Genomic DNA, 23,974 nt, shown 5'->3' with positions numbered 1-23,974 from the left:
CAGGCAAGCAACTCTAAATGCTTAATCGTTAGTGAATATTTTGTGATTAGGTGTTTAAGCGGTTGCCGTACTGCTGATCGTAATATTTCATATACTGTCCCGAGCGAATTCGACTGACCCACTCCGGGTTATCAAGGTACCACTGAACCGTATCTTTTAAACCGGCATCAAATTCGGTTTCAGGCTTCCAGCCTAATTCTGCTTCTGCTTTGCTGCAGTCAATCGCATAGCGCAAATCATGGCCTGGTCTGTCTGTGACATATTTGATTAATGATTCTGGTTTCTCAAGTATAGTCAATAAAAGTCTGGTGATCTCAATATTCTGCATCTCTGCATTGCCACCAAAGTTGTAGATTTGACCAGGCTTTCCTTTTCGCAAAGCTGCATCAATCCCGCGACAGTGGTCAATGACATGAATCCAGTCTCTCACATTTGTTCCTTCACCGTAAATGGGCAGTGATTTATCTTCCAAGGCATTGGAGATGAATAACGGAATCAGTTTTTCAGGAAACTGGTAGGGACCATAGTTGTTGGAACAGCGGGTAATAATGGCAGGGAAGTCGAACGTTTTAATATAACTTCGTACTAACAGATCCGCAGAGGCTTTCGAAGCGGAATACGGGCTGTTGGGGGCAATCGGAGTTGTTTCAGTAAATAATCCCTCTGCACCCAGGCTGCCATAAACCTCATCTGTTGAAACTTGGACATATCGATCAATGTTTCGATTGCGTGCTGCATCCAGAAGGACCTGGGTTCCCACGATATTAGTATGAATAAAGGGGCCGGAATCAAGAATACTGCGATCCACATGCGACTCGGCAGCGAAGTTAATCACGGCGTCGAAATCGACGGAATTGAACAGCGAGTTCACGAAATCGGCGTCTGTGATATCCCCTTTCACAAAGGTATATCCAGAGTGGGATTCAAATTCTTTCAGATTTTCCAGATTGCCGGCGTAAGTTAACTTGTCGAGATTGGTTACCGAAATATCCGGATACTGTGAGAGTTGGTATCGGATAAAATTTGAGCCGATAAATCCACAGCCACCAGTTACTAAAATCTGTTTCATTCGAGTATCCATTCTTCTGAAAGAAATAAAATTCAAAGCCAGCAGTACAGGCTGAAATCATTCGACCTCATCAGTTGAGATGTTAGTATCTGTTGTTGATTGAGTATTATCGTCGGGAGGGCTGAGGGCTTCCTCGTTCTCTGATTCGTCAACAATTTCCGCAGGGATTCTTGCCAGTGAGACCAGTTTATCATTGGCATCGAGTGTGATGACCCGGACTCCCTGAGTATTCCGCCCGACCTGGCTGATCTCACAGCCTCTGACCCGTTGGATTTTCCCACTTGTTGTCACCATCAGGACTTCATCATTTTCGGCTACGGGAATAATATCGACCGCTTTGCCATTGCGTGCTGAAGTCCGGATATCACGAATCCCTTTTCCGCCCCGTCTCTGACGTCGATAATGCATTCCACTGCGGGTTTCCTGCTCTTCATCGGCATGATCCTCCGAGTTAACTTCAGCTTCTGCTTCCGCTGTGGATTCTTCTTCATTTTCGGGGTTTTCCGGAGCCTCATCAGCATTTTCTTCAGCAGCAGGGATAAAGCCAAACGGGGTTCGTTTTCCGTAACCATTTTCACAGACCGTCAGCAGGCATGTCTCAGGATTGGCGATGACCATACCGATGACGTACCCCGATTTGGAGAGTTTAATGCCTTTCACACCACGCGTATTTCTACCCATACTGCGGGCATCTGACTGGGCAAATCGAATTGCCATTCCATCAGAGGTCGCCAGCAGCAGATCTTCATCAGGTGAAACAATCAGAGCTTCTACCAACTCATCGACTTCATCCAGTTTGATCGCGATGATGCCCCCCTTCTGCGGACGCGAGTAAGCAGAGAGCGGAGATTTTTTAATGATCCCGTTTCGCGTGGCCATGACGAGGAAGCGTTCTTCGTCAAATTCTCGGACAGCCACACAATTCGAGACGGCTTCATCTTCCTGAAGTGAGAGCAGGTTGACGAGTGCACGCCCCTTGGCTGTGCGTCCCTGGAGTGGAAGGTCATAGACTTTCTGCCAGTAAACGCGCCCTCGATTGGTGATGAACAGCAGGTAGGAGTGAGTGCTGGCAACAAACAGATGCTGAATGGGATCTTCCTCATCCGTTTTAGCACCTTTGATTCCTTTCCCACCTCGGTTTTGTGCCTGGTATGTATTCAGTTGAGTTCGTTTGATGTAACCTCTTTGAGAGAGAGTCACTACCATCGGTTCTTCTGTAATCAGGTCATCGCGATTGACGTCGGTCAGTTCATCTTCGGAAATGTCGGTACGGCGTTTGTCCGAATATTTCTGTTGTAGCAGCAGCATGTCTTCACGAATGACGGAGCGGATATGATCTTCATCTGACAACAGGTGAAGATATTCAGAGATGGCTTTCAGGAGTTCCTGATGTTCGCCACTCAGCTTTTCGCGTTCCAGATTGGCCAGTGAACCAAGCTGCATGGAGACAATGGCTTCGGCCTGATTGGTGGACAGCGAGTAAAACTCCTGAACCCCCTGCTCATTCTGATATTCTTTGAAACCGTCTTCACCCAGTGCACGTTCGATGAGCTTGCCATCGACCTGCAAGCCCTGCAGGTTGATTTTAGCCTCTGCCCGGCTGGGGGAGTTTCGTATGGTTTTGATGACTTCATCAATGTCAATCTGCGCAATCATCAGCCCTTCAACGGTATGTTTTCGTTTGCGGGCTTCGGCAAGCAGGAATTCAGTACGACGGCGGATTACATCGATTCGATGCAGAATAAACTGCTGAATCAGTTCTTTAATCGAAAGGGTTTCCGGACGGTTCCCGACCAGCGCCAACAGAATAAGACTGAAGGTATTCTGCAGGGGAGAGAACTTAAAGAGTTGTGCCAGTACCACTTCTTTGTCTGCATCCCGTTTCAGGATGATCTGCAGGTGCACTTTCCAGGGAGGGACATTTCTATCGGTCAGGTCGACGATGCGCGAAATTCCTTTGACCCGGTCATCGCGAACCAGGGTCTCAAGTTTCTCGCGGATGCGGTCCCGTGTTTCCATATAAGGAATTTCGGTCACGACAATCACGTCCGATTGTTTTTCGGTTTCGAAATGAGTCCGTGCCCGGAGTGAGATCGTTGATCGACCTGTCGCGTAACCTTTGCGAATGCCATAACGTCCGCAGATAATCCCCCCTGTAGGGAAATCCGGACCGGGCATCACTTGCAGGATATCATCAATTGTGGCTTCCGGGTTATCGATTAATAATGTGATGGCCTCGCAGACTTCTCCCAGATTCTGAGGGGGGATGCTGGTTGCCATACCCACTGCGATACCACTGGAGCCATTTACCAGCAGGTTGGGAAATTTGGACGGCAGAACAACAGGTTCATCATTCCGCTGGTCGTAAGTCGGGACGAAGTCAACCGTGTTCCGGTTAATATCGTCCAGCATTTCTGCTGCGACCGCGGACAGTCTGGCTTCGGTGTATCGCATGGCCGCTGGTGGCAAGCCAGCCAGAGAACCAAAGTTCCCCTGTTTATCAATGAGGACATTTCGCATCACCCAGTCCTGACCCAGTCGAACCAGAGTCGGGTAAATGGAACCATCCCCGTGAGGGTGATAGTTACCGCTGGTATCACCCGAAATTTTTGCGCATTTTACCCTTGATGAACTTGCTCCCAGGTTCAAATCATTCATGGCGACAAGAATCCGGCGCTGTGATGGTTTTAATCCATCCCGTGCGTCCGGAAGTGCGCGGCTGATAATTACACTCATCGCATAAGTGAGGTAACTGTCGCGCATTTCATCCTGGATGTCCAGGTATTTGATATTCTTATTAATAATCGGTTCTTCGCCGTTGTCGCTAGCCAATCCTTGTTCTCCTTAAGGAAATGAACTACTGATTTAAGTCTGATCTGGATTGTTTGATCGAATTTATTAAGCGGAGTGGTCAGAAACGACAGGTGCTAATCGAAGGTACTGGATACTCCATCCTGACACTCTTCAATTGGTTGAGAAAGGATACTGCTTTCCATGCTGTAACGTTCAAATCCACTCGCCGAATTGCAAGCTGTTTTTTGGTCAAAACAGGGGTTGAAAACTGCCTGAAACTCCACAGAATTCAAGTCTGTCAGACACGATCAAATTGTAGCCGGAAGGGCCTGATTTCACAACTAATAAGGACCCTGAATTTTGGGGTCTTCCAAGGGAGAAATACCTTGATTTTCAATAAGTTACGTTCTGAGATTTGTCATTGAGAGCCAGCCCTCAATTGCATAGAATAGGACCAGGGTTCTTGACTGTTCCCAGAGCTATTCTGCGCGTCAAATTTTCCGCCGGTGTTATTTATCAAAGATATTGTTCCCATGAATGAGTCAGATCCTCAAGAGAACGCTCAAATCACCGGAGACGTTCAAGATTCAGGGGGACAAGAACTGAAAAATCAGAGATCAGAAGCAGAAACGGCTGATAAAACACTGGTTCAGTCGCCTGAAGAACGAGCCCAGGCTGCTAATCTGAGTAAAGATCGGCAACTGCTGCCCGCCAAGGTTCCCGGTTACCTCCTGATGCGATCTCTGGGAGAAGGATCATATGGATCAGTCTGGCTTGCTCAGGAAGAAAATACGGGGAAATATGTGGCGATTAAATTTTATACATATCGTCGAGGCCTGGACTGGTCGCTGTTGAATCGCGAGGTCGAAAAGCTGGCAGAGTTATATACGTCCCGACATATTATCAGTCTGCAGGGAGTGGGCTGGAATAGCGATCCGCCGTATTACATGATGGAATACCTGGAAAACGGGTCACTCTCCTCGTTTCTGGAATCCGGGCCCTTACCTGTTTCGGAAGCAGTTCGAATCGCTAAAACGGTTTTGCTGGCTCTGGTGCACGCCCATGGCAGAGGCATCCTGCACTGTGATCTCAAGCCGGCCAATATTCTACTGGATGCAAATTTTGAGCCTCGTCTTTGTGATTTCGGTCAATCGCGACTTTCAGATGAACAGAGTCCTTCCCTGGGGACTTTGTATTACATGGCTCCGGAGCAGGCTGATTTACAGGCCGTTCCTGATTCTCGCTGGGACGTGTATGCATTGGGAGCGCTGCTGTATCATATGCTTTCTGGGAATGCCCCTTATCGCACTCCCGAAAATGAGCAGAAAATTCGCAGCCTGAATACTCTTGATGAAAAACTCGCGGCTTATCGGGAACTGATTCAAAATTCTCCACGGCCGGCAGAACACCGTAAGGTATCAGGAGTGGATCGACGTCTCGTCGATATTGTGGACCGGTGTCTGGAAACAGATCCGAAAAAACGATTTCCCAACGCCCAGGCTGTCTTGACCAGTCTGGTCCAGAGGGAAAAGCAACGGGCACGCCGTCCCTTGATTGCGCTGGGCATTATTGCCCCTCTGTTATTGATTATCGGCTTGATTCCGGTTGCAGGCGCTGCCGTCAATCAGATGGTTTCGCAGTTTCGGAAAAACCTGACACAACGGGCTCTGAAAAGCGATTCCATCTCAGCAAATTTCCTGTCCCAATATATGGAGCGGGATTTGCAGGATCGGAAGGATCAACTGGTTGATCTGTCGGAACGGACTCTGCTACGTTCTCTGATGCAAGGAGACGTGGAAGAAGATGGAGAGCTTAAAAACAGATATCCAGAGTTATTTGCCTATTTGATGCAGGAAAAAAATCTGGTAGATGAGAAACGCGCTGCTTTGGATCGTGAACAGGATACGAGCTGGTTTCTCACTGATGATAAGGGAACTCAGATCTGGCGCGACCCCTCCGGGCCGACCATCGGACAGGATTTTTCCTATCGAGACTATTTTCATGGACATGGCACTGAATATGATAAAGATGAGATACCAGAGGGAATTGAGCCTATTAAAGAGCCTTATATCTGTCAGGTGTTTAAGAGCGATGCCACACATCAGTGGATGGTAGCGATTGCCGTACCTGTCTGGGATCTCAAGCACGAAAAAGTTCTGGGAGTTTTGTCACGTACCACGCATCTGGCTCAGTTACTTTCTGGGTTTGATGAGAGTCTCAGCGGGGATTCGGAAAATCCAGGTGATCGAAAGATTGCTTTGATCGACAGTCGTGACGGGAAAATGCTGGCGCATCCCTTGATGACTTCTGACACACTGCGAAGTCTCAGCCGGGAAGAGGTTGATCAGCTTGTTCTGGCAGATAATAATTTTGAGCAATTACTGCAATTCGAACTGCAGCAGAAAAAGTCTGAACCGGGGCCTGTGACCGCTATGGTCGATCATTATCAGGATCCGGTTGAGGAAGTATTATCAAAGAATGGCAAGGATAACGTCTGGCTGGCGGCATTTTCTCCCATTGGTACGACAGGTTGGACTGCAGTGGTTCAGGAACGTCGCAGTATGGCATTGAAGCCTGTCGCTGAAATGCGCAACTGGTTAATTCAATACGGATTTATTGTGCTGGTGACAAGCTGCCTGTTGATCTTTACGGTCTGGTATTTTGTGATGCGGGTACTCACAGAACGCCGTGTCTGGGACTGGTCCCGGCATCACTCCGAAAAACGTGCTGACCAGGGATCAAGTACGGCCAGCTGGCCTGGTCAACAGCAGAGTTAAAGAATCATTTTTTATGAATAGACAGGGAGACTTTGCTTGTTGGAGTTAATCACATATGGAACCCGATCCCAACATTCCAGCCGGTTCACACTGGAACCTGGTCAGGAACTGGTTTTAGGTCGTTCCCCTGAAGCTGATATCTCAATTACCTGGGATGATCGTATTTCACGCAATCATGCTCTGCTCAAAGTACAGCCGAAACAGTTATCCGTTTCACGGTTATCCAGTACAGAAAATCAGATTTTTCTGGCGGGCATTGCTTTAGATGACTTTCTGTTGGAGCCGGGAAGTACCTTTGTCATCGGATCGACGACATTTCAACTCCTGGATTCGGCTTCCAGTTTCTCCTCACCTCGAGAGTCCCCTCTGGAAGAGGTGACATTCAAGCCGAATGAGTTAATGAAGGTCAGGTATCGTGATGCGGATCAGAGGATTGATGTACTGGCGCATTTACCGGAATTAATTCTGGATGCGAGAAACGACTCTGATCTGTTTCATCGACTGGTAACAATGCTGCTTTCAGGTGTGAAACATGCTGATGCCGTTGCTGTCGTGCGTTTGAATGATGAGGATCGGGTCGAAGTTCCTTTCTGGGAAAGAAGGCGTCAGACCCAGGGAGGTTTTCATCCCAGTGGGCGGCTTGTTCTGGAAGCGGTCAAGAAAAGTAAACGCTCGGTTTTGCATGTGTGGGCTGCCAAGGAGGAGAAAGAGGATCAGGAAGATTATACCGCAGTGGCGGAATTTGACTGGGCTTTCTGCACTCCGATTGAAGAGGGGATCAATGGGAGATGGGGACTCTATGTAGCGGGTGAGCTAAACCAGCCTTACCAGGTTTCGGTACCACAGGGAGCAGGAGGAATTGATCTCCAGGCCGATGTAAAGTTTACCGAGTTGGTGGCCTCGATCGTCAAATCTGTGAGACGTCTTAATCAGTTGGAACGTCAACAGGCTGGTCTCAGGCAGTTTTTTGCGCCTCCGATCCTCGCGGCGATTGGAGATAATCTGAATACGGAGATTCTCGAACCTCGTGAATGCGATGTGACGGTATTATTTTGTGACTTGCGGGGATTCAGCCAGCATGCTGAAAGCTCCTCTGAGGATTTAATCGGTCTCCTGGGGCGAGTGAGTCAGGCGTTAGGGATCATGACATCCCACATTCTTGATTTTGGTGGTGTGACAGGAGATTTTCAGGGCGATGCTGCGTTGGGCTTCTGGGGCTGGCCCTTCTCTTCCGAGTTGGCTCCCCTTGATGCCTGCCGCGCTGCATTGGCGATTCGAAATGCGTTTGAGCAGATCAAATTACAACCCGATCATCCACTTTCTGATTTTCGAATGGGAATCGGGATTGCCCACGGCAGAGCTGTTGCCGGTAAAATCGGCACGAGCGATCAGGTGAAGGTCACTGTATTCGGGCCTGTCGTTAACCTTGCCAGTCGACTGGAGGGATTGACCAAGCATCTGCGTGTACCGGTTTTAATGGATGAAGCAACCGCGCAAATTGTAAGAACAAAACTGCATCGGGAAGAAGGCCGCGTACGAAAGCTGGCCCGAATTCTGCCTTACGGAATGGAAAAACCGGTGGTCGTCAGCGAGTTATTGCCCCCAGAGTCAATCGCTGAAACATTGACTGATCAGGAGGTTACGTGCTATGAAATGGCCGTAGAACATTTTATACAAGGCCAGTGGGAAGAGGCGTTCCGCCTCCTGCATGCGATTCCCCCTTCTGATCGTGCTCAAGATTTCCTTGCGTTGCAAATCACGCGCACAAACCGAATCGCCCCGCTGGACTGGGATGGAACGATCCGGTTTGACAGTAAGTAGTTTTATTAAGCTTACATGAACTGTCAGCACTCGAAGTTTCACTGAGTTCTGATTTTGCCGGCTGGGTGGACTGCGTCAAAGGAGCAGGCAGCTTCCCCTCTCTTTTTCTTATAAAAATCAGCAGAGTGGAAAAAGTTGACCTATTTTTTAGCAACGGACATCACATTGATGAGTTTGTGATCAGGTCCTTAGGAACCCGAATCATTATCAATTTTGAGAGAAGTACTTATGAGCAATGCAGAACTGTTAACTGATGAGAGTATTGAAACATCTCAAATTGAAGCTAAGTATGAAGTTCAATATGAACTTGAAGTGGATAACCGCTCCCAGGAGATGCTGCTTGTATTAAATGAGGTCTTTGATTCTTTCGTCTCCGCCAGTAAATCTTAGTGATCGATTTGAAACATAAGTAGTGGGTTCCTCACATGCTACATTCGTCAGAAAAAACAAATGCTCGAGTCCTCGTGATTGACGATGATCCTTTATTCCGAAATCTGATGGTCTCTTTTTTACGCCGCGAGTACTTCGTTTCGGTTGCCAGTGATGGGTCAGAAGGTTTTCATAAAGCTCTGGAATATCCACCAGACATTGCGATTGTAGATGTGCAGATGGCTGTTTGGGATGGCTTGCAGACCTTAAAGGCATTTCGGTCGCATCCGACTCTAGCTCAAACTAAGATCATTATGTTGACATCCGATGCCAGCAAGGAAACCGTGATTGCTGCGATTCAGGGTGGTGCGAATGATTATATTATCAAAACCAGTTTTTCGAAAAGTGAATTTCTGGAAAAGGTAAGACGCTTTGCACAACCTGGAGCGACACGTGTTGCCAATACACCCAATTCCGGAAAACGTCAACAACCAGAGACGACAGCAACCTCAAAGGCTGTGGTTCAGAGTACTCCAGTTCAACCAGTGGAGCCCAAGCCGGTTTTTGTTGTGTCCGAATCAGTGGAAGATCAACTGACGGGGCTGACACTCGATCAAAGTGAAGAGGCGCAACTGGAAGATATTATGGACGACTGGGATTGAGCAGATCGCGATAATTTAAGTGCCGCATTCTTGAGAATGCTCCAGGTGTTTCACTGAAAACATGGTCTCTCAGAAAATAAATAGAACAGCCGCTACGATAGAGTTCCATCGTAGCGGCTGTTTTGATTTCTAAAGCACAGAGTCGGAGATTAAAGGGTTTCTTTCGAGAACTTGGCGATCACATTCCCGATGAATTTTAGAATTCCTTTATCCAGCTTTGCCTTGCCATCAATGGTCTCTCCTTCGCGTTTCATGACGAAAGAAAAAGTATCATCCGTATTGGTGAGTGATTTGATGAGCATCTCACGAATTTCCTGATTTCCTTTCTCTCCACGAAGCTTATTAATCATCTTTAGCCAGGGTAGCGTTTTTACATTCAGTTCGATGACTTCCGGGCTGATCTTTTCTGGGGCCGGTTCTTTCACCAGTTTGGAAGCATCAGTGATTCGTTTAATGGAATCTGCACCGGCGGCAACCCAGAGAGCTTCAGGAGTGCTGCCTACATAGAGGGCCTCCCCTGCTCCGAAGAGTTCTTCAAAACCGGCTTTGTACTGATCTTTGATGATGATCTTGTGAATCTTCAGGGATTCTTCATTTACAACATCCGTTTCAACAGTCTGGTCCTTCATTACCTTGGGGAGCAGTTCCACTATTTCCTTGAGTTTGGCGCCGTCGGTGGAACGAATTCCGCCCAGCAGCGTGTACTTTCCATCTGTAGTCGAATTACTGTCGATGAAGCCATCAACGAGTGATGATTCTTTACCAGCATCAAGCATTTCAATAATCAACGCGGCAACTTTTTTACCTGACGTTTTCTGTTCGTCCGTCAGATCTTTATTTGCGTCGATGCGATCCTGCAGACTTGGGAGAAGCAGCTTATAAAATGCAGTGAAATTTTCTTTACGCATTTCGTCCAGGGGATGATTGATTCTGCCGTTCAGTATGCCATCCATTTTGACGGGAACATTGGCGAAGTAACTGGGTTTCGTTGCAAACTGTTGGATGCTCGCAGCAAGGGAAGTCCCTTCAAGAGCTTTTAGTGAAAAAACAAGACGCCCTTCATTCGCAGGAGCATCAGTAGTCCAGCCAATTACCATTTTTTCTGATTCGACAAACAGACGCTCCAGTTCATCCATCTGATGTGTGAAGGCAAGCTTACGCAATTCGAAAGCATTATCTGTTTCATCCCGTTTTTTCTTCACAGCTGCGAGTAACTGTTTACGGGTGCTGGTCATCGATTTTTTGCGATCAGCGACTCCCTCTTTCTCATTGGTGATCAAAGCGCTGAAATCATATTTTTCATTCAGCAACTCCTGAACTCTACCAAGAGGATCTGTAATCTCTTCGACTTCAGAAAGCTTCTCAGAAATAACAACATATTTCTCTTTCTGGAGATATTTCATGAAGCCTGCGAACAGATTCCCTAAGATATAGGGACCATTTCTCTGTTTTTTTGAAGAGATTTCAAAGATTTCCAGGTTACCCCGAAAATCACCCAGATCGCTGACAGGAAGAATCAGGCGGTAGCGTTCCTTCTGATCTTCACCCAGTAAAATATCGATTCGAAGGGGGCGTGTTTTATCGATCCCTTCCAGAAACGAGGGGAGCAGTTCTTCGAGATTGCTCCAGCCCTTCTTTTCACCTGCCAGGTCCAGAACCAGATACTTAAGATCGGCAATCATGCCATCTGCGTTGATCTGTGCCAGCGAAATATTGGGGGCAGATTTGTTTTCAGCGGTGACTGATTTGGAGACGGTTAGGCAAATTAACAGGATAAACGCGAAATGAGCAATGCGGCTCATACATTTCCTCCATGATGTATATCTGGGGATCATTGTTGATCAATCATTATAGTCTGGGCTGGGTCCGACGCCTCATCAGAAACTGTCAGCTTTTTTTCAAGCGACCCATTCGCGAATGTTAGTTTATACCAAAAGTAATGAATAGGGAACTCTGGATGAAGAAATAGCTAAAGTCTGAAATCGTTGATTTATACGTCAGGTAGAGCAGGTGAATTTAGCGTAGCAGGATGTGTGTTGTTGTGTATATGTATATCTGGCTTCAGCAGAACAGGTCCATAATCTGATTCGGCGGTAAATCAGGGAAATACTTAATGATGTTCAACAACATTTGAAAAAAAAGAGGAACTGTATTTGTTGTTGCAGGACAATCGATATGCAGCGCATATTACAGTTTGCCAGCCGGTTGCTGAGCCGGTTGCTGAGTCGGTTCAGGACTTGCCGGTCTGGCTTTCGCGATCTGCAGACCACTGACCAGGCCGAGATAACCGGAAATCCGTTCTGTAGGAGTATAGCCATTGCTCTCCAGAACTGTAGAAAATTCAGCCACTTTGTTCTGAGTTGCTGCGATACTGCCGATCGAGTTTAACATATCTTCTCTCAGCACCTGGTCTTTGATCGCTGTGACAAACTGAATTGCCTGTTCAAATTTAGATTCATTGATTAAACCCGAGAGTAGTTTGAGTGACAGTTGTCCCTTCCAGGCTTTCTGCAGATCATCAGATTGATTAATTTCGTGCGCGGCTTGTTCCGGTTTACCATTTTTGATCAGGAATAAAGTCTGCTGTACCAGCAGGTCCTCTTTTTTCATGGGTGGTATCTTATTATTTAGTGCCTTTTTGATTTGAGCTGTCAAATCAGTATTTTTTTGATTTGAATCTAAAATCGTGGCTGGAAGACTGGAATCCAGAAGTGTATCTTTCAGGCTGATATCCGCTGCCTGCTGACTTTCCTGAGCAAAATTCCATACGCTGGCAGACAACTTTGTTTTTGCCGCTTGAGATAATAAACTGATCAGAAGGGTCGACCTGTTTTCAGCCGCAGACTTTAGAGTCTTGAGTTGGTCACGGTAGTCTTTGATCGCGCGATTAATGCGATCAGTGGAATTAAGGTTTAAATCATCTTTGATCTGCTCTTTGAAATTGAAATTCGATGACTCATTCTGCTTTGACTGTACTGCCGCAAGACTGGGGGCCGTAGCTTGAATTGCTTGAATCGCATTTTTCAGGAAACGGTTCGCTTCTGCCTGCTCACCCAGTTCGGCTTCGGCACAGGCAATCTGAACGTAAGCCTGTGAAGTCAGTTCCAGGGGAGCTGAAGCGGGCAATTTCATCGTATAAATTTGTTTGAGGCTGCCTAGTTTCATGGGGGCAGGCACCGGGACATTTTCCAGAAATGATTTTGACTTTGTCAGAAATACTTTCGCCTGCTCTGATTTTTTGAGGGTAGCCAGTTCACGCGCACAGCGGGCATACATCAGGGCATTCCCGGTTGCAGATAGTTTCATTTCTGCTGGCTGAATCAAATCGATTCCTGGATTTTTGTTCTGTTTGACCGCCTGTTCCAGAACAGCCAATGACCATTGTGTCACAGCTTCCGTACGGTCCATAGCTTCTGGAGCCAGGGCCGCCCAGTTCAAAGCAGCCTCATCATAATTATGAGAGATCAGGATTAATGTGGTTGCTACGGCCTGAGGCGCGTTCCAACGCCGATGTAAATCAATCATTGATTCAAAATCGTACTGATTGGTTTCATGGGCAATCTGCAGATAGGCTGACAGTTGCGCCAGACTGTTTTCTGCCTGATATTTTCTGGTCAGTTCTTCTGCTGCATCTTCATTACCAGCCGCGACCCAGAATGCAGCCAGACGCGAGACGAGATCCAGGGTATCACGACCTCCAAAATCGGGAATCTTCTTAGACAGTTCTACCGTTTCATCTAATGTCTTCTTCAAACCAGCTGTGTCTTTTTCCTTTAATTGGATCCAGCCAATCTCAATCAGGGGAAAAATTTTGTAAAACGGCAGATTTTGATCGACAGCGTCAATTCGACCAATCTGCTCCCGGGAGCCTGCCAGATCGCCGGAAATTGCGTATGCTTCTGCCGCCAGACGACGACTGAATGGCTTGCTGCGGTTTTCTCGATAGCGTGACAATTCTACCATTGATTCCAGAGCCGATTTCTGAACCTCTTCCGGCGAAAGGGGCTTTTTCTGATTGTTGTTCTTGTTCTGTGGCGGTTGTCCATTATTAGCCAGCGGATTGATTGTGGGTTTGTCTTTGTCAAGCATAAATGATTTTTGAGACTGTTCGGAAATCGCCGGGATCTTAAACGGTTTTGCCAGATCGGAACCGTCGGGTACTGATGTGGTGAAGTAGAAGTAAACCCCCCCAATAACAACGACTGAGGCAACGATGACCCCGATCAATGGCAGTTTTGATTTCTGATTTGTGTCTGTTTTTTTCTCTTCAGTTATTTTCCGTTCCGCAGCGTCTGTGTCAGGTACCAGAAAGACTGGCGCCAGGCATTCCGGGTTTCGGCATTTGACTTCTTTGCCAACCACCTTTTGAGAGGCGAATCCCGGGGTATCACACATGGGGCATACCACACGAAACATCTTGCCTTTCACCGGCTTGCGTTGTAGTGGAATGACCTTTGAAGTCTGTTTCTGGCGTTCCAGTTCAAACGGATCATCATCAGAAACCGTTTCGCGCCTGTTTCGAGTAACTGAGGGACCCGATGTGGCAGCACCTGTTTTTGCAGGTTGTTTACTGCTGGCAGCCGGTTTTTTTGCGGTGGACTTTGCCGTCATAGATGCGCCACAGAATGGGCATTCTGCTGCGTCTTCATCTAAAACTGATGCTCCGCACGATGGGCAAGTTGGCAGATCCATATTATTTCGTCCGATATAATTGAATGGTCAGTGGTTTGGGAGTCTTACGTCGTTGATATGAGACAGATTGGATATATGATACGGTTGCTGTATGATAGTAACGCAGAAGTGAAAATATAACATACTGTCTAAATTACAGCGAGCTAAGTCTATTCTATACCGTAGATATCCTCTCCTTCAAGGTTTATCTGTATATAGTCCCTGTTGATTCAGGTCAAAGGTGTCTGCCGGGTTCTGTTAAGAGCTTATAACGTATCACTCTTGGGATCTGATAATGTTCAGACAGTCTCCATCAGTTCAGGATAAAAATCAGATATGCAGCATCAGGTAACAGAAATTGTGCAACAATTTGAATCGGTTTCACAGCATCAGCGATCGATTTCTGATGTTCTGGATCGGCTACTGGAAGTTCTGGGCGGGCGGGCGATAGGATTATGGCGTTGTCAATCAGGTAGTCTGGTACAGCTTGGTTTTCGTGCAGATTCACAAATGAAAGAACAGGTAAAGCGAGAGTTTACTGCTTTGACTCTGGAGGTTTCGTTGAAGAATACAGGGTTAGGTATCGTCAAGGCAGTCATTGATCAAAAACCAGCGATCGGAACCCTGCAGGCAAACGAGTCTGGATTACAGGGATCTTCAGAGTGGTTGCAGAGATTTGAAGCAAAACAGTCCTACGCAATACCTGTTTTTGAGGGAGATCAGGTGGTTGGGGTTCTGGCAGTTTCCACAAACCAGGTACATCAGGCAGGTGATCCGGAATGGGAGTTGCAGACACAGGTTGCCCGGGAAATAGGTGCAAAACAACTTTTGGGGATGCTTTAGCCGCTGAATTTGACTATGATTTAATAAGGTATAAAAGAGTGGAATTGCCAATGGGATTCCGGGTGTATAACATTAAGTAATTGCTGCTATACCTTCCGTGAAATGTTACCTCCGATTTCCGGATTGATCTGCCCTACCACCTGACTTTGGTATTTCAATGATGATCTTCTTCAGGTTTTCGTAAAGATGAGTCGTTCCAACCCATTGCACTGGTCATTTTCAATCGGAACCTGGTTCCTGACCCAGGTTCGAGTCAGTATCTTTCTACCTGTTTTGCTGCTGGTTTTCTGGTCTCATTATTCTCTGGGACTAGGAGTAACCCTGTTTGGAATCCTGTTTATCAGTGTATTCCTGCATGAAATGGGGCATGTCGTCGCCTGCCGACTGACAGGAGGGGAGGCAGATCAGATTGTTCTCTGGCCACTGGGGGGACTGGTTCCCTGCAGCCCGGAAAGAACTTTTTCTGCGCGGCTGTTGACCGTACTGGGAGGCCCTGCAGTCAATCTTCTGCTCTGTGCGATCACCCTGCCTGCAGTCATCTGGTCTGGGCATCTTTCGGACTCACTCAACCCGATCAAACTGCCTGCCGTCGATTTGAGTAATCAACTGGGACAGGCGGTACTACTGATGGTTTTCAATCTGAACTGGCTGTTACTGCTGGTCAACCTGATTCCAGTGCTTCCGCTGGATGGTGGAAAAGTCCTCCAGATACTTCTCTCACGTCGATTTGATGAAACTGTTGTGCATCGGATTTTGTTGAGTGTCAGTTTCTGGATTGGTGGAATTGGCATGGTCGTTGGTTTGAGTACCCACAGTGTATGGGTCGTTTTTTTCAGCGCCCTGTTACTGATGTTGAATTTAATCGAATTCACTTCGGGGCAGAGAGAAGATTCATACGATGATTCAATCTTTGGATATGATTTTTCGCAGGGATATACCAGTCTGGAGCGTTCGAGTAGTCAGCTGGTAGAAAAGCAGGCCGGCTTTTTCCAGAAGTGGCGTGAAAAACGCAGATTGCAGAAAAAAATGCGTGAGCGTGAAAAGAATCGGGATGCCGAAAAACAGCTTGATTTGCTCCTGCATAAAGTTCACGAATTCGGTTTAGAGTCGCTCACTCCTAAAGAACGCCAGCAATTAAATCAGGTGAGTGCCCGCTATCGCAAGAGTGACTCCGAGACCTGAAAATAAGGTGTCTCAGCTCGACGGTTTCTGTTCTTTTAGAGCCTTCTCTGGTCCTATATTGATTTTGCGCCTCATTTTTTCTATTGGCCCTTCTTCTTTTGCAGACTTTGCCTGAATAATCAATGCAATCCGATTGGGCCGTAAAACCCTTCCCGTGGATTCCCAACGCGTTGTTAGTCCTGTTCGTTACTGGTGAACACGGATGAGCCTGCAATGTTGTCTCATTACCTGTCAATTAGTACGGCGTAAAAGAGCTAATTCTCTCTCGTTGTTTGATTTATGAATTAAGAAGTGTCTGGCCGCAGTTATTATTTTCCGGTTATTGATTCAAATGATCATATTTTACAGGGAATAGGGCAGATGTTGTTCACCATTCCTGCTTTAAAGCCTTTTTTGAGCATTTTGTATTCGTTTGTGGTTCTAAAACACCTGGAACTGGTGAAAAGGCCTGCAATCATAGTTCAGATATAAGTTCTGATTTGCGGACTTGTGTTTGCGAACTAGCTTTTTAAGGGGAATTACCTTTAGAAAGTTGAGATCAGATTATGGTTTTAGGCACAATTGACTCATTAAAGAAGCTGTCCAACTTCAGTCAATGCGGCGGTGATTGGGATCTGGAATTGCATTTGGATGCAAAGAATGATCTTGCCATCAGTCGTATGAAGCGGATTTCAGAGCTGACGGGACTCTCGATGTATTGCTTCGACAGTAATCAACAGATTCTGCATGACAAATCGAATACGCAGTCACTCGCCTATTTCCCAGCAGAAGTTCTCAATGAAATTGGGGCTATAGAAGGGCTCACACTCATTGAAAACACCAACGGGATTACTCACTTTCTGGTTCCCCTGTTGCAAGATGGGAAACAGCGGTTTATAGCAGCCGGTTTTGTGTTTTCCCGAGAAAAGCGGAAGCTGACGGAGATGGTTTTATCCGCAGTCAAACAGGAGTGGAGTTCAGAGGAACTGGATTTCTGGCTGGAAAGCCAGCGGGTCCTGGATGTGAAATCCCTGCATGCATTATTAAGTCTGGCTGTTCTGCACCTTGATGAAGAACAGCAGCTCTCACAATTAAATGAAGAGGTTGATAATCTTTCGGAGTGTCTGGATGAGACCTTTGAAGAAATCAGCCTGTTACATGAAGTCGCACAGCATTTAAAGATCTCAGAAAGTCCGGAACAACTGGGCCAACTCTGCCTCGATCGCATCAGTACTCTGATTGAAGCAGAAACAAATATTATCTGGTTTGAAGATCAGAATAATACATCACGGTTTCTGTCTGACAGCCAGGCTGAATTTGATGAACTGAAGCTGGCACGGCTTGTAGCCCAGTTTGATGGATATAACTGGAATCAACCTCTGGTGATCAATCAGGTGGAGAGTTCTCTGCTGTCGCTCGAGTTTCCAGATTTGCATAATCTGGTTCTGGTTCCTGTTTCAGATGGCATCAATTCTTTTGGCTGGATTCTCAGTTGTAATTTACTCAAAAGTGAAGAGTACGGAACAATACAAGCCAGTCTGTTGAATTCGGTTGCTTCATTCCTGGGAACACATTTAAGGAATATTGACCTGTATGCTCAGCAGGAAGAACTGATGTTGAGCTTTGTGAAGTCATTCGTTTCCACTCTGGATGCCAAAGATCCATATACACGCGGTCATAGCGAGCGGGTAGCCTTGATTGCACAGCAACTGGCTAAACAGCTGGGGTATTCTGGTGAGTTTATTCAGGAAATTTACCTTTCGGGTCTGTTGCACGATATTGGGAAAATTGGCGTTGATGACGGAATTCTTCGTAAGGAAGGAAAGCTGACTGACGAGGAATTTGCCCAGATTCAAAAGCATCCAATGATCGGTTATAAAATTCTGACTGGTATTAAAAAACTGAAGAATCTTCTTCCGGGGATTCGCAATCATCATGAGCAGATTGACGGACGGGGTTACCCGGATGGTTTACGGGGATCTGATATACCACTGATGGCTCGGATTATTGCGGTTGCCGATGCATACGATGCGATGGGCAGTGATCGTCCCTATCGAAATGGAATGCCACTGGAACGTCTGGAGAATATCTTCAGAGAGGGAAAAGGACTGCAGTGGGATTCTGATGTCATTGATGCGTATTTTGAAATTCGGGATGAGATTACCCGGCTCTCTCAGAAATATAATGAAGCGGCCGAATCCCTGGCTGGGACTGGCACGAACTGATAAACTTCTGCAGACCATTTTGTTATTTAAAATATGATCTGTAGACCGCGAGCTGCCAGATGAAATCTTACCTCCCCCTAAAATGGATTTTTCTCTCTCATCTTCTGACGTTTTCTGTCTGTATGATTCAGGGATGTGGATCAGAACAGTTGACGGAAGAGGATGATCCACCAGTACCCATGGCACCTGCCCAGGCTGACTCTTCTTTCGATACGATAGAGTCTGATTTAACTACCGGTGGGGTTACGGAAATCGATGGTATCCAGTTTCAAGTACCATTTGGCTGGGAACAAGTTGCGCTCTCCCCTGCTCAACAGGGAATGATTTCAGCCAGTTTTCGGATTCCTCATGCGGGCAAAGACGTCAAGCTGACCCTCTCTTCCGTAGGAGGCGGTATTGTTGCGAATCTGCAGAGATGGAGGGGCAGTTTCAGCTGAAGCCCGGGGAAAGCCCGGTCGAAAAGACAATACGTGTGGATGGTGTCGATGCTGTCTGGCTGGATCTGAGAGGAGCATTTGATGCTGGTCCAGCGATTGAGTCTCAGGTGGATTCTGGAGTGCGTATGATCGGGGTCGCTATCCCCCGCAGTCCCCGAGATTTTTATCTGAAACTGACAGGTCCTCGCGAACAGATCTTAACTATCGAAACAGAATTTCAAGACTTCGTGAAATCGGCCCGTTTTGTGCCCTGAGCGACACACAGAAACGATAATTCTGCTGCAGCTCAGCTGATACTTTAAAACGTATCACATTTAACCATAGCGTCACCCAATCTATTATATTCGGTCCTATTGGCTCTGGAGACGCTACAGTAAAACTGGACACAGTCTAGTTGGCAGAATGCTTTAACGCGTGACCTGCCAGTTACGCAGTAAGCCTGCGACCAGATGTCCGCCAAATCCGAATGAGAGTTTCAACGCTGTGCGGATGGTTTTCGGAACTGCGACGCGCGGAGTGTAGTTCAAATTACATTGTGGATCGGGATGTTCCAGATTCAGTGTTGCGGGAATGATGTGATCCCGCATGGCCAGTATAGTGAACCCGAGTTCGACACTGCCTGCTGCACCCAGCAGGTGTCCCATGCCTCCCTTCAGGCTGGAACACGGGATCGAGGATGCCAGATCACCTAATGCATTCTGCAGCGCCCGAGTTTCATAGAGGTCGTTGATCTGCGTCCCCGTACCATGCAGGTTGATGTAATCCAGTTCTGCAGCTGAGACGTGTGCACGCTGCAGCGTATCCTTGATCAATCGTGCCAGACTTTCTGCAGCGGGATCGAACTGCATCAGATGAGTGGAATCAGCGCCCAGGCCTCCCCCCAGCCATTCTGCATAGGGCGTCGCATTTCTTTCCAAAGCGTGCTCCAGGGATTCAAGGATCATTATTCCTGCCCCCTCGCCTACGACAAATCCATTTCTCCGACTGTCATAAGGTTTACAAGCTTGTGCTGATGATGGGAAGTCAGTTGCCAGTACTCCCATCCGTTGAAATGAGCCCAGAACCGCTGGTACCAGAGAAGCATCAGCGCTTCCCGCGATCACAGTATCACAAATACCGTCTCGAATTAAATCAGCACCTCGCATCACGCTGGAGAGACCAGTAGCGCAGGCTGAAACAGGGGTCAACGCCGCTCCCTGTAGGCCATACTCGGCTGTGACCGCCTGGCTGCATGCAGTGGGCAGGCATTGGAGCCAGAATTCCGGTGGGATTGAGTCGTTTGCTGTTGACTTGTTATGAGAAGCGGCAGTCAGTTCGGCATAACCGGCGATACCCCCCTTACTGGAGCCTATGACACACCCGGCTGATTCACTTGAGAGTTGTCTTCGATCGAGGCCCGCATCCTCAATGGCTTCACTGGTCGCTTTCAGAGTCAAATCGATGGAAGGATCCATCTGGAAGGGAGTACGGGTGTGGGATGTGGAAGAGAGTTCAGCGTCGGGAATGATACCTCCAGCGATGGGGCGTCCCAACTGATTCGACAGATCCTGCAGCAGTCTGGTGGCGGAATGGCCGGAGAGCAGTTTTTGCCAGGACTGTTCGCGCCCGACAGCATAAGGGGTAATCAGACCAATGCCCGTAATGACAACCCTGCGGGAAGTTTCCTCTGTGACCGAAATCTTTGGTGGCATTAGCCTGTGTCCAGGTTAATTGTAGCGTTTCCAGTGGTATGGGGACCACAAGGAATGAAGGATGCTGTTGTTACAGAAGATGCGCTCAGGAACTGAACTCAGCCGACAGGAGAGCATAGGATTTATCAGACTCGATGGCTGGTACGGCAGATGGCAAATAATGCCAGCCCGACCAGGGCCGCCACCAGGATATATTCGACAATTGATGTCTGAGATGTCTGTACCAGACCACTCTGACGTGTTTCTTCCTGGGCAAGCACAGTTCCGGTAGAAGCCAGTAAAACGCCTGTTGTCACACAGAATCGGCAGAAGCGTCCGGGCATGTTTTGATTTCTCTTCATAACCATTGATTTAAAACTCAGGTTGGGATTGAACATGTTTCCTACAGGGGATTGTAGCAACAGCCCCGGCTTCCTGCATCCAGAAAAGACAATTCCTGACAAAAACAGGAGTGAATCCTGCAGGAATTCGAGTGTTAATCTCCAGACACTGTACTGGCTTTCAAAGGAACTTGTCAGTTTCAGGTTTGTATAATGGCGTCTACGGGTTTTCGCAGTTCGTAGAAATCCTGCTGATGCAGGAAGACTGTTTGCCAGCTTTGTGAACGGGGTTTCATTTTCAGTCGATATTCGTCGATGTTGACCAGGTAGAACGCGTAGAGGCTTCCCCGAAATTCAAACAGTTTTTCCAGACTGTTTGAGATGGAGTTCTCCGGGAGCTGGTAAGCGAATATAAAACCTGAGACAAAGTCATTCCCAAACAGTTCCTGCCATTGTTGGAGTCCCTGTATATCTTCCAGAGTGGCCCAGTTTTCCCAGCGACGGCTCTGCTTTTGATTGGGAGAGATTTCGGTGCGGCCTTTTACATCAATCAGGAGATTCGGGCCCTGGCTGGCATAGACGATAAAGTCGAGTGACTTAATGGAAGCGTCTTGCGCGAGCGCTCTTCGTTTCTCGTCTACCGCCACATAGGGGATTTTTTGGGCGCGGAGGTATGCTTCGAACGCAGCTTCATAATGGTTTCTGCGAAGTACCATGTGTTCTGTCTTTCCCGTGTATGAATTATAGACAGGTGATCTGTTCATTTGTGAGCAGGAGCACGAGGTACTGTAAGTATCTATACTTGGGGAGGTAATATCAACTGCAGTTCGGATGAAATCTGACAGAAAAGTGAATGGCGACTATGCCAGCACCCGTCTGATGAGTTCCAGCAGTTCTTCCTTGCGGACGGCAGTCTGAGTCCCCGTCTGCATATCCTTGACCTGCCAATCCTGTTTTTCGAATTCTTCGTCTCCGGCGACAATCACGATTTTGAAACCGTGCCGATTGGCATATTTAAACTGCTTCTTGATGGATGACGTGTCCGGGTAGACTTCGACATTAAAGCCATACATCCTGAGATCCCGGGCAAGTCTGAGATAGTCGGAGGTATATTTTGCATCCATCTGTGTGACCAGAATCGGAGCGGGAGTCGAAACTTCGTCCAGTAGATTCAGCTCCTGCATAGCTGCCAGCAGTCGGTCCAGACCCAGGCTGGCTCCCACGCCTGGCAGCTTCTGTGTCGTAAACAGTTCTGCGAGGTTATCGTAACGACCGCCCGAACAGACACTTCCGATTCCAGGGAGCTGGTTCAGAAATGTTTCGTAGATCGTTCCCGTGTAGTAATCAAGACCGCGGGCAATCGAGGGGTCAAGGATGATCCGCTCGCTGACGATACCTGCTTTATCCACGGCGTCAAAGACTTCCCGCAGATAAGCGACTCCCTGCTCTCCACACTCATTACCGACAAGCTGTTTCTCCAGTGAATTTAAAATGTCTGCGGTCGACCCTTCGAGAGTCGTCAGGGAAATCACTTTTTCTGCCTGTTGTTGAGTGAGGTTCCCCTGCTCCAGCATTTCTTTGATGACAGCATCTGCACCAATCTTAGGCAGCTTATCGAGTGCGCGCAGCACTTCAGCCGAACGTGACTGGAGATCAAGGCTTTCCAATAGACCGTTCAGAATTTTGCGATTGTTGATGTGAATCGTAAAATCAGAGAAGCCGATTTTTACCATCAGATCATGAATGATGAACAGGGTTTCGATATCGGCTGAATTCGAGGTAGTTCCAATTGTATCGAAATCACATTGGACAAACTCGCGATAGCGACCTTTTTGAGGACGTTCACCACGCCAGACAGTGCCGACATGATAACGTTTGAATGGCGTCCCCAGTTCGCCAATATTTTGTGCGGCAAAGCGTGCAAAAGGTACGGTCAGATCGAACCGCATGGCGACATCCCGTTTTCCCTGAGTGAAACGAAACATTTGTTTGTCTGATTCGGTTCCACCTTTCCCGGTCAGGATTTCGGTGTATTCCAGTGCTGGTGTGTCGATGGGGCTGAAACCATAACTGCGGTAGACTGACTTGGCTGTTTCAATCAGTTGCTCACGGGGAATCATTGCCGAGGGGAGGTAATCTCGGAACCCTTTGAGAGTCCTTGGTTCAATTAATTCTTTTTTCACTGTCGTTCTACCGGATTGGAGGGCAGCTGAGCTGGTTACTGCCTGGATCAAATTATGAAAAGCGAATGATTTCAGCTTTTAGTTAAATATGGACAATGGGAAGTTTCTGGTGGGACACTTCAGTGGCAGATTTTTTCTTTTTTTTCTTCTTTTTAGGTGGCAGGACGGCATGGGCATATTCCCAGATCTGTTCGGGGGTTTCGAACAGGCGATCGTAAGTACCATCATTGTCGTATTCACATTCATCAGTGGTGTAAGTTCGACAGATTTGAGGTCGATCTTCATAATTTCCGCAGCGATAATCTTCCAGCAGATATTTACAGTCGCCATAAACCATCAGAAACCAGACATCCTCATCGACAAATATCGCACAACTCCCATGCATCACGTACCAGCGCATATGATCGTAGTCTTCCCAGGTTTCGGGAGTCTCAATCGGCAGTGCAAAATAACGACAGCAGCGGGCTGTGCAATAGCTGCACAAAACTTCGCCCGGTTTGAGTTCAGCTCGTTTGACTGTCATTGTTGACATATTTTGTTACCTCTGGAGAAGAGTTTGATTGCTGCAAACGGGGCAAAATCACCTGCTGTGAGAAGCGCATATTGAAAAACACTGTCAATAAATCTGAAACTTCTCACGCTGTCTGCTTTTGATAGAGTAATCAGTGTCTGGTAAAACGCAACAATAAGGAATACAGAAAAATTATGGAAGCAGTTAATATGAACCAGTTTATATTCTGAATGTTTTATAAGCCATTCGAGCGCAAATTGCACGGAAACCGGGGATAGAAAGTGGATGAATTCAAGCAGTCTGCCAGTCTCGTTTTCAGGAAACTGTTCAGCAGGTATTGCTGTTAATATTCTTCGCGTCAGAGTTTTTGATCTATTTATATCGGTTTTATTGATTATCCAGCCAGGAGAAGTAGTATAATCTCGGTTTCTGCTTGACCCT

18 protein-coding genes are annotated in these 23,974 nt (G+C 47.2%); 9 read left to right on the top strand and 9 right to left on the bottom strand.

Going from position 1 to position 23,974, the window contains the following annotated elements; genetic code table 11:
* Positions 1–46: 46 nt before the first annotated feature.
* Together rfbB and gyrA are read right to left on the bottom strand one after the other, a co-directional pair.
* Positions 47–1,069 carry a dTDP-glucose 4,6-dehydratase gene (gene rfbB / locus Pan161_RS04760; protein ID WP_145224514.1) on the bottom strand — a complete coding sequence of 341 codons (1,023 nt, stop codon included), beginning with the start codon at positions 1,067–1,069 and terminating at the stop codon, positions 47–49.
* 57 nt (positions 1,070–1,126) lie between these two features.
* The gene (gene gyrA / locus Pan161_RS04755) at positions 1,127–3,901 is read right to left on the bottom strand and encodes a DNA gyrase subunit A (protein WP_145224512.1); all 2,775 of its coding nucleotides are present in this window, start codon (positions 3,899–3,901) and stop codon (positions 1,127–1,129) included.
* 494 nt (positions 3,902–4,395) lie between these two features.
* On the opposite strand from gyrA, the gene Pan161_RS04750 reads away from it, so the two are divergent.
* The 4 genes from Pan161_RS04750 to Pan161_RS04740 all read left to right on the top strand — a co-directional run bounded on the left by Pan161_RS04750 (position 4,396) and on the right by Pan161_RS04740 (position 9,491).
* Positions 4,396–6,639, top strand: coding sequence for a serine/threonine protein kinase (locus Pan161_RS04750; RefSeq protein ID WP_145224510.1), 2,244 nt, complete (start codon positions 4,396–4,398; stop codon positions 6,637–6,639).
* A gap of 36 nt (positions 6,640–6,675) precedes the next feature.
* The gene (locus Pan161_RS04745; protein ID WP_232103625.1) at positions 6,676–8,460 is read left to right on the top strand and encodes an adenylate/guanylate cyclase domain-containing protein; all 1,785 of its coding nucleotides are present in this window, start codon (positions 6,676–6,678) and stop codon (positions 8,458–8,460) included.
* A gap of 228 nt (positions 8,461–8,688) precedes the next feature.
* Positions 8,689–8,850 (top strand): hypothetical protein, encoded by a 162-nt coding sequence (locus Pan161_RS30405; RefSeq protein WP_197995693.1) that lies wholly within the window; start codon positions 8,689–8,691, stop codon positions 8,848–8,850.
* Positions 8,851–8,885: 35 nt separating this feature from the next.
* Entirely contained in the window at positions 8,886–9,491 is a 606-nt protein-coding gene (locus Pan161_RS04740; protein WP_145224508.1) for a response regulator, read from the top strand.
* Positions 9,492–9,640: 149 nt separating this feature from the next.
* Here Pan161_RS04740 and Pan161_RS04735 read toward each other — a convergent pair whose 3' ends face one another.
* Positions 9,641–11,293, bottom strand: a complete 1,653-nt coding sequence (locus Pan161_RS04735) for a hypothetical protein (RefSeq protein ID WP_145224506.1) — start codon at positions 11,291–11,293, stop codon at positions 9,641–9,643.
* Positions 11,294–11,678: 385 nt separating this feature from the next.
* The gene (locus Pan161_RS04730; RefSeq protein WP_145224504.1) at positions 11,679–14,102 is read right to left on the bottom strand and encodes a hypothetical protein; all 2,424 of its coding nucleotides are present in this window, start codon (positions 14,100–14,102) and stop codon (positions 11,679–11,681) included.
* 396 nt (positions 14,103–14,498) lie between these two features.
* Between Pan161_RS04730 and Pan161_RS04725 the strand changes: the two genes are divergently transcribed.
* The 5 genes from Pan161_RS04725 to Pan161_RS04705 all read left to right on the top strand — a co-directional run bounded on the left by Pan161_RS04725 (position 14,499) and on the right by Pan161_RS04705 (position 19,082).
* Positions 14,499–15,005, top strand: a complete 507-nt coding sequence (locus Pan161_RS04725) for a GAF domain-containing protein (protein ID WP_145224502.1) — start codon at positions 14,499–14,501, stop codon at positions 15,003–15,005.
* A gap of 186 nt (positions 15,006–15,191) precedes the next feature.
* Positions 15,192–16,187: a M50 family metallopeptidase gene (locus tag Pan161_RS04720; RefSeq protein ID WP_145224501.1), complete on the top strand. Its 996-nt coding sequence runs from the start codon at positions 15,192–15,194 to the stop codon at positions 16,185–16,187.
* Between the two features lie 545 nt (positions 16,188–16,732).
* The gene (locus Pan161_RS04715) at positions 16,733–18,391 is read left to right on the top strand and encodes an HD-GYP domain-containing protein (protein ID WP_145224499.1); all 1,659 of its coding nucleotides are present in this window, start codon (positions 16,733–16,735) and stop codon (positions 18,389–18,391) included.
* A 59-nt stretch (positions 18,392–18,450) separates the two neighbouring features.
* Positions 18,451–18,828, top strand: coding sequence for a hypothetical protein (locus tag Pan161_RS04710; protein ID WP_145224497.1), 378 nt, complete (start codon positions 18,451–18,453; stop codon positions 18,826–18,828).
* On the top strand, positions 18,807–19,082 hold the full coding sequence (locus tag Pan161_RS04705; RefSeq protein WP_145224495.1) for a hypothetical protein: 276 nt from the start codon (positions 18,807–18,809) through the stop codon (positions 19,080–19,082). Before Pan161_RS04710 ends, Pan161_RS04705 begins: the two co-directional genes overlap by 22 nt.
* Before the next feature lie 153 nt (positions 19,083–19,235).
* On the opposite strand, the gene Pan161_RS04700 is transcribed toward Pan161_RS04705, so the two are convergent.
* From Pan161_RS04700 to Pan161_RS04680, 5 genes are all read right to left on the bottom strand, one after another.
* A complete protein-coding gene (locus Pan161_RS04700; RefSeq protein ID WP_145224493.1) occupies positions 19,236–20,519 on the bottom strand; it encodes a beta-ketoacyl-[acyl-carrier-protein] synthase family protein in 1,284 nt (427 codons plus the stop codon).
* Between the two features lie 125 nt (positions 20,520–20,644).
* A complete protein-coding gene (locus tag Pan161_RS04695) occupies positions 20,645–20,842 on the bottom strand; it encodes a hypothetical protein (protein ID WP_145224491.1) in 198 nt (65 codons plus the stop codon).
* Positions 20,843–21,039: 197 nt separating this feature from the next.
* The gene (locus tag Pan161_RS04690; protein WP_145224489.1) at positions 21,040–21,555 is read right to left on the bottom strand and encodes an HYExAFE family protein; all 516 of its coding nucleotides are present in this window, start codon (positions 21,553–21,555) and stop codon (positions 21,040–21,042) included.
* Between the two features lie 144 nt (positions 21,556–21,699).
* Entirely contained in the window at positions 21,700–23,022 is a 1,323-nt protein-coding gene (gene hisS / locus Pan161_RS04685) for a histidine--tRNA ligase (protein WP_232103624.1), read from the bottom strand.
* Between the two features lie 82 nt (positions 23,023–23,104).
* On the bottom strand, positions 23,105–23,554 hold the full coding sequence (locus Pan161_RS04680; protein ID WP_145224485.1) for a YkgJ family cysteine cluster protein: 450 nt from the start codon (positions 23,552–23,554) through the stop codon (positions 23,105–23,107).
* Positions 23,555–23,974 lie beyond the last annotated feature (420 nt).

Source organism: Gimesia algae (assembly GCF_007746795.1).
GTDB lineage: Bacteria > Planctomycetota > Planctomycetia > Planctomycetales > Planctomycetaceae > Gimesia > Gimesia algae.
This window is presented reverse-complemented; position numbering and strand designations above follow the sequence as displayed.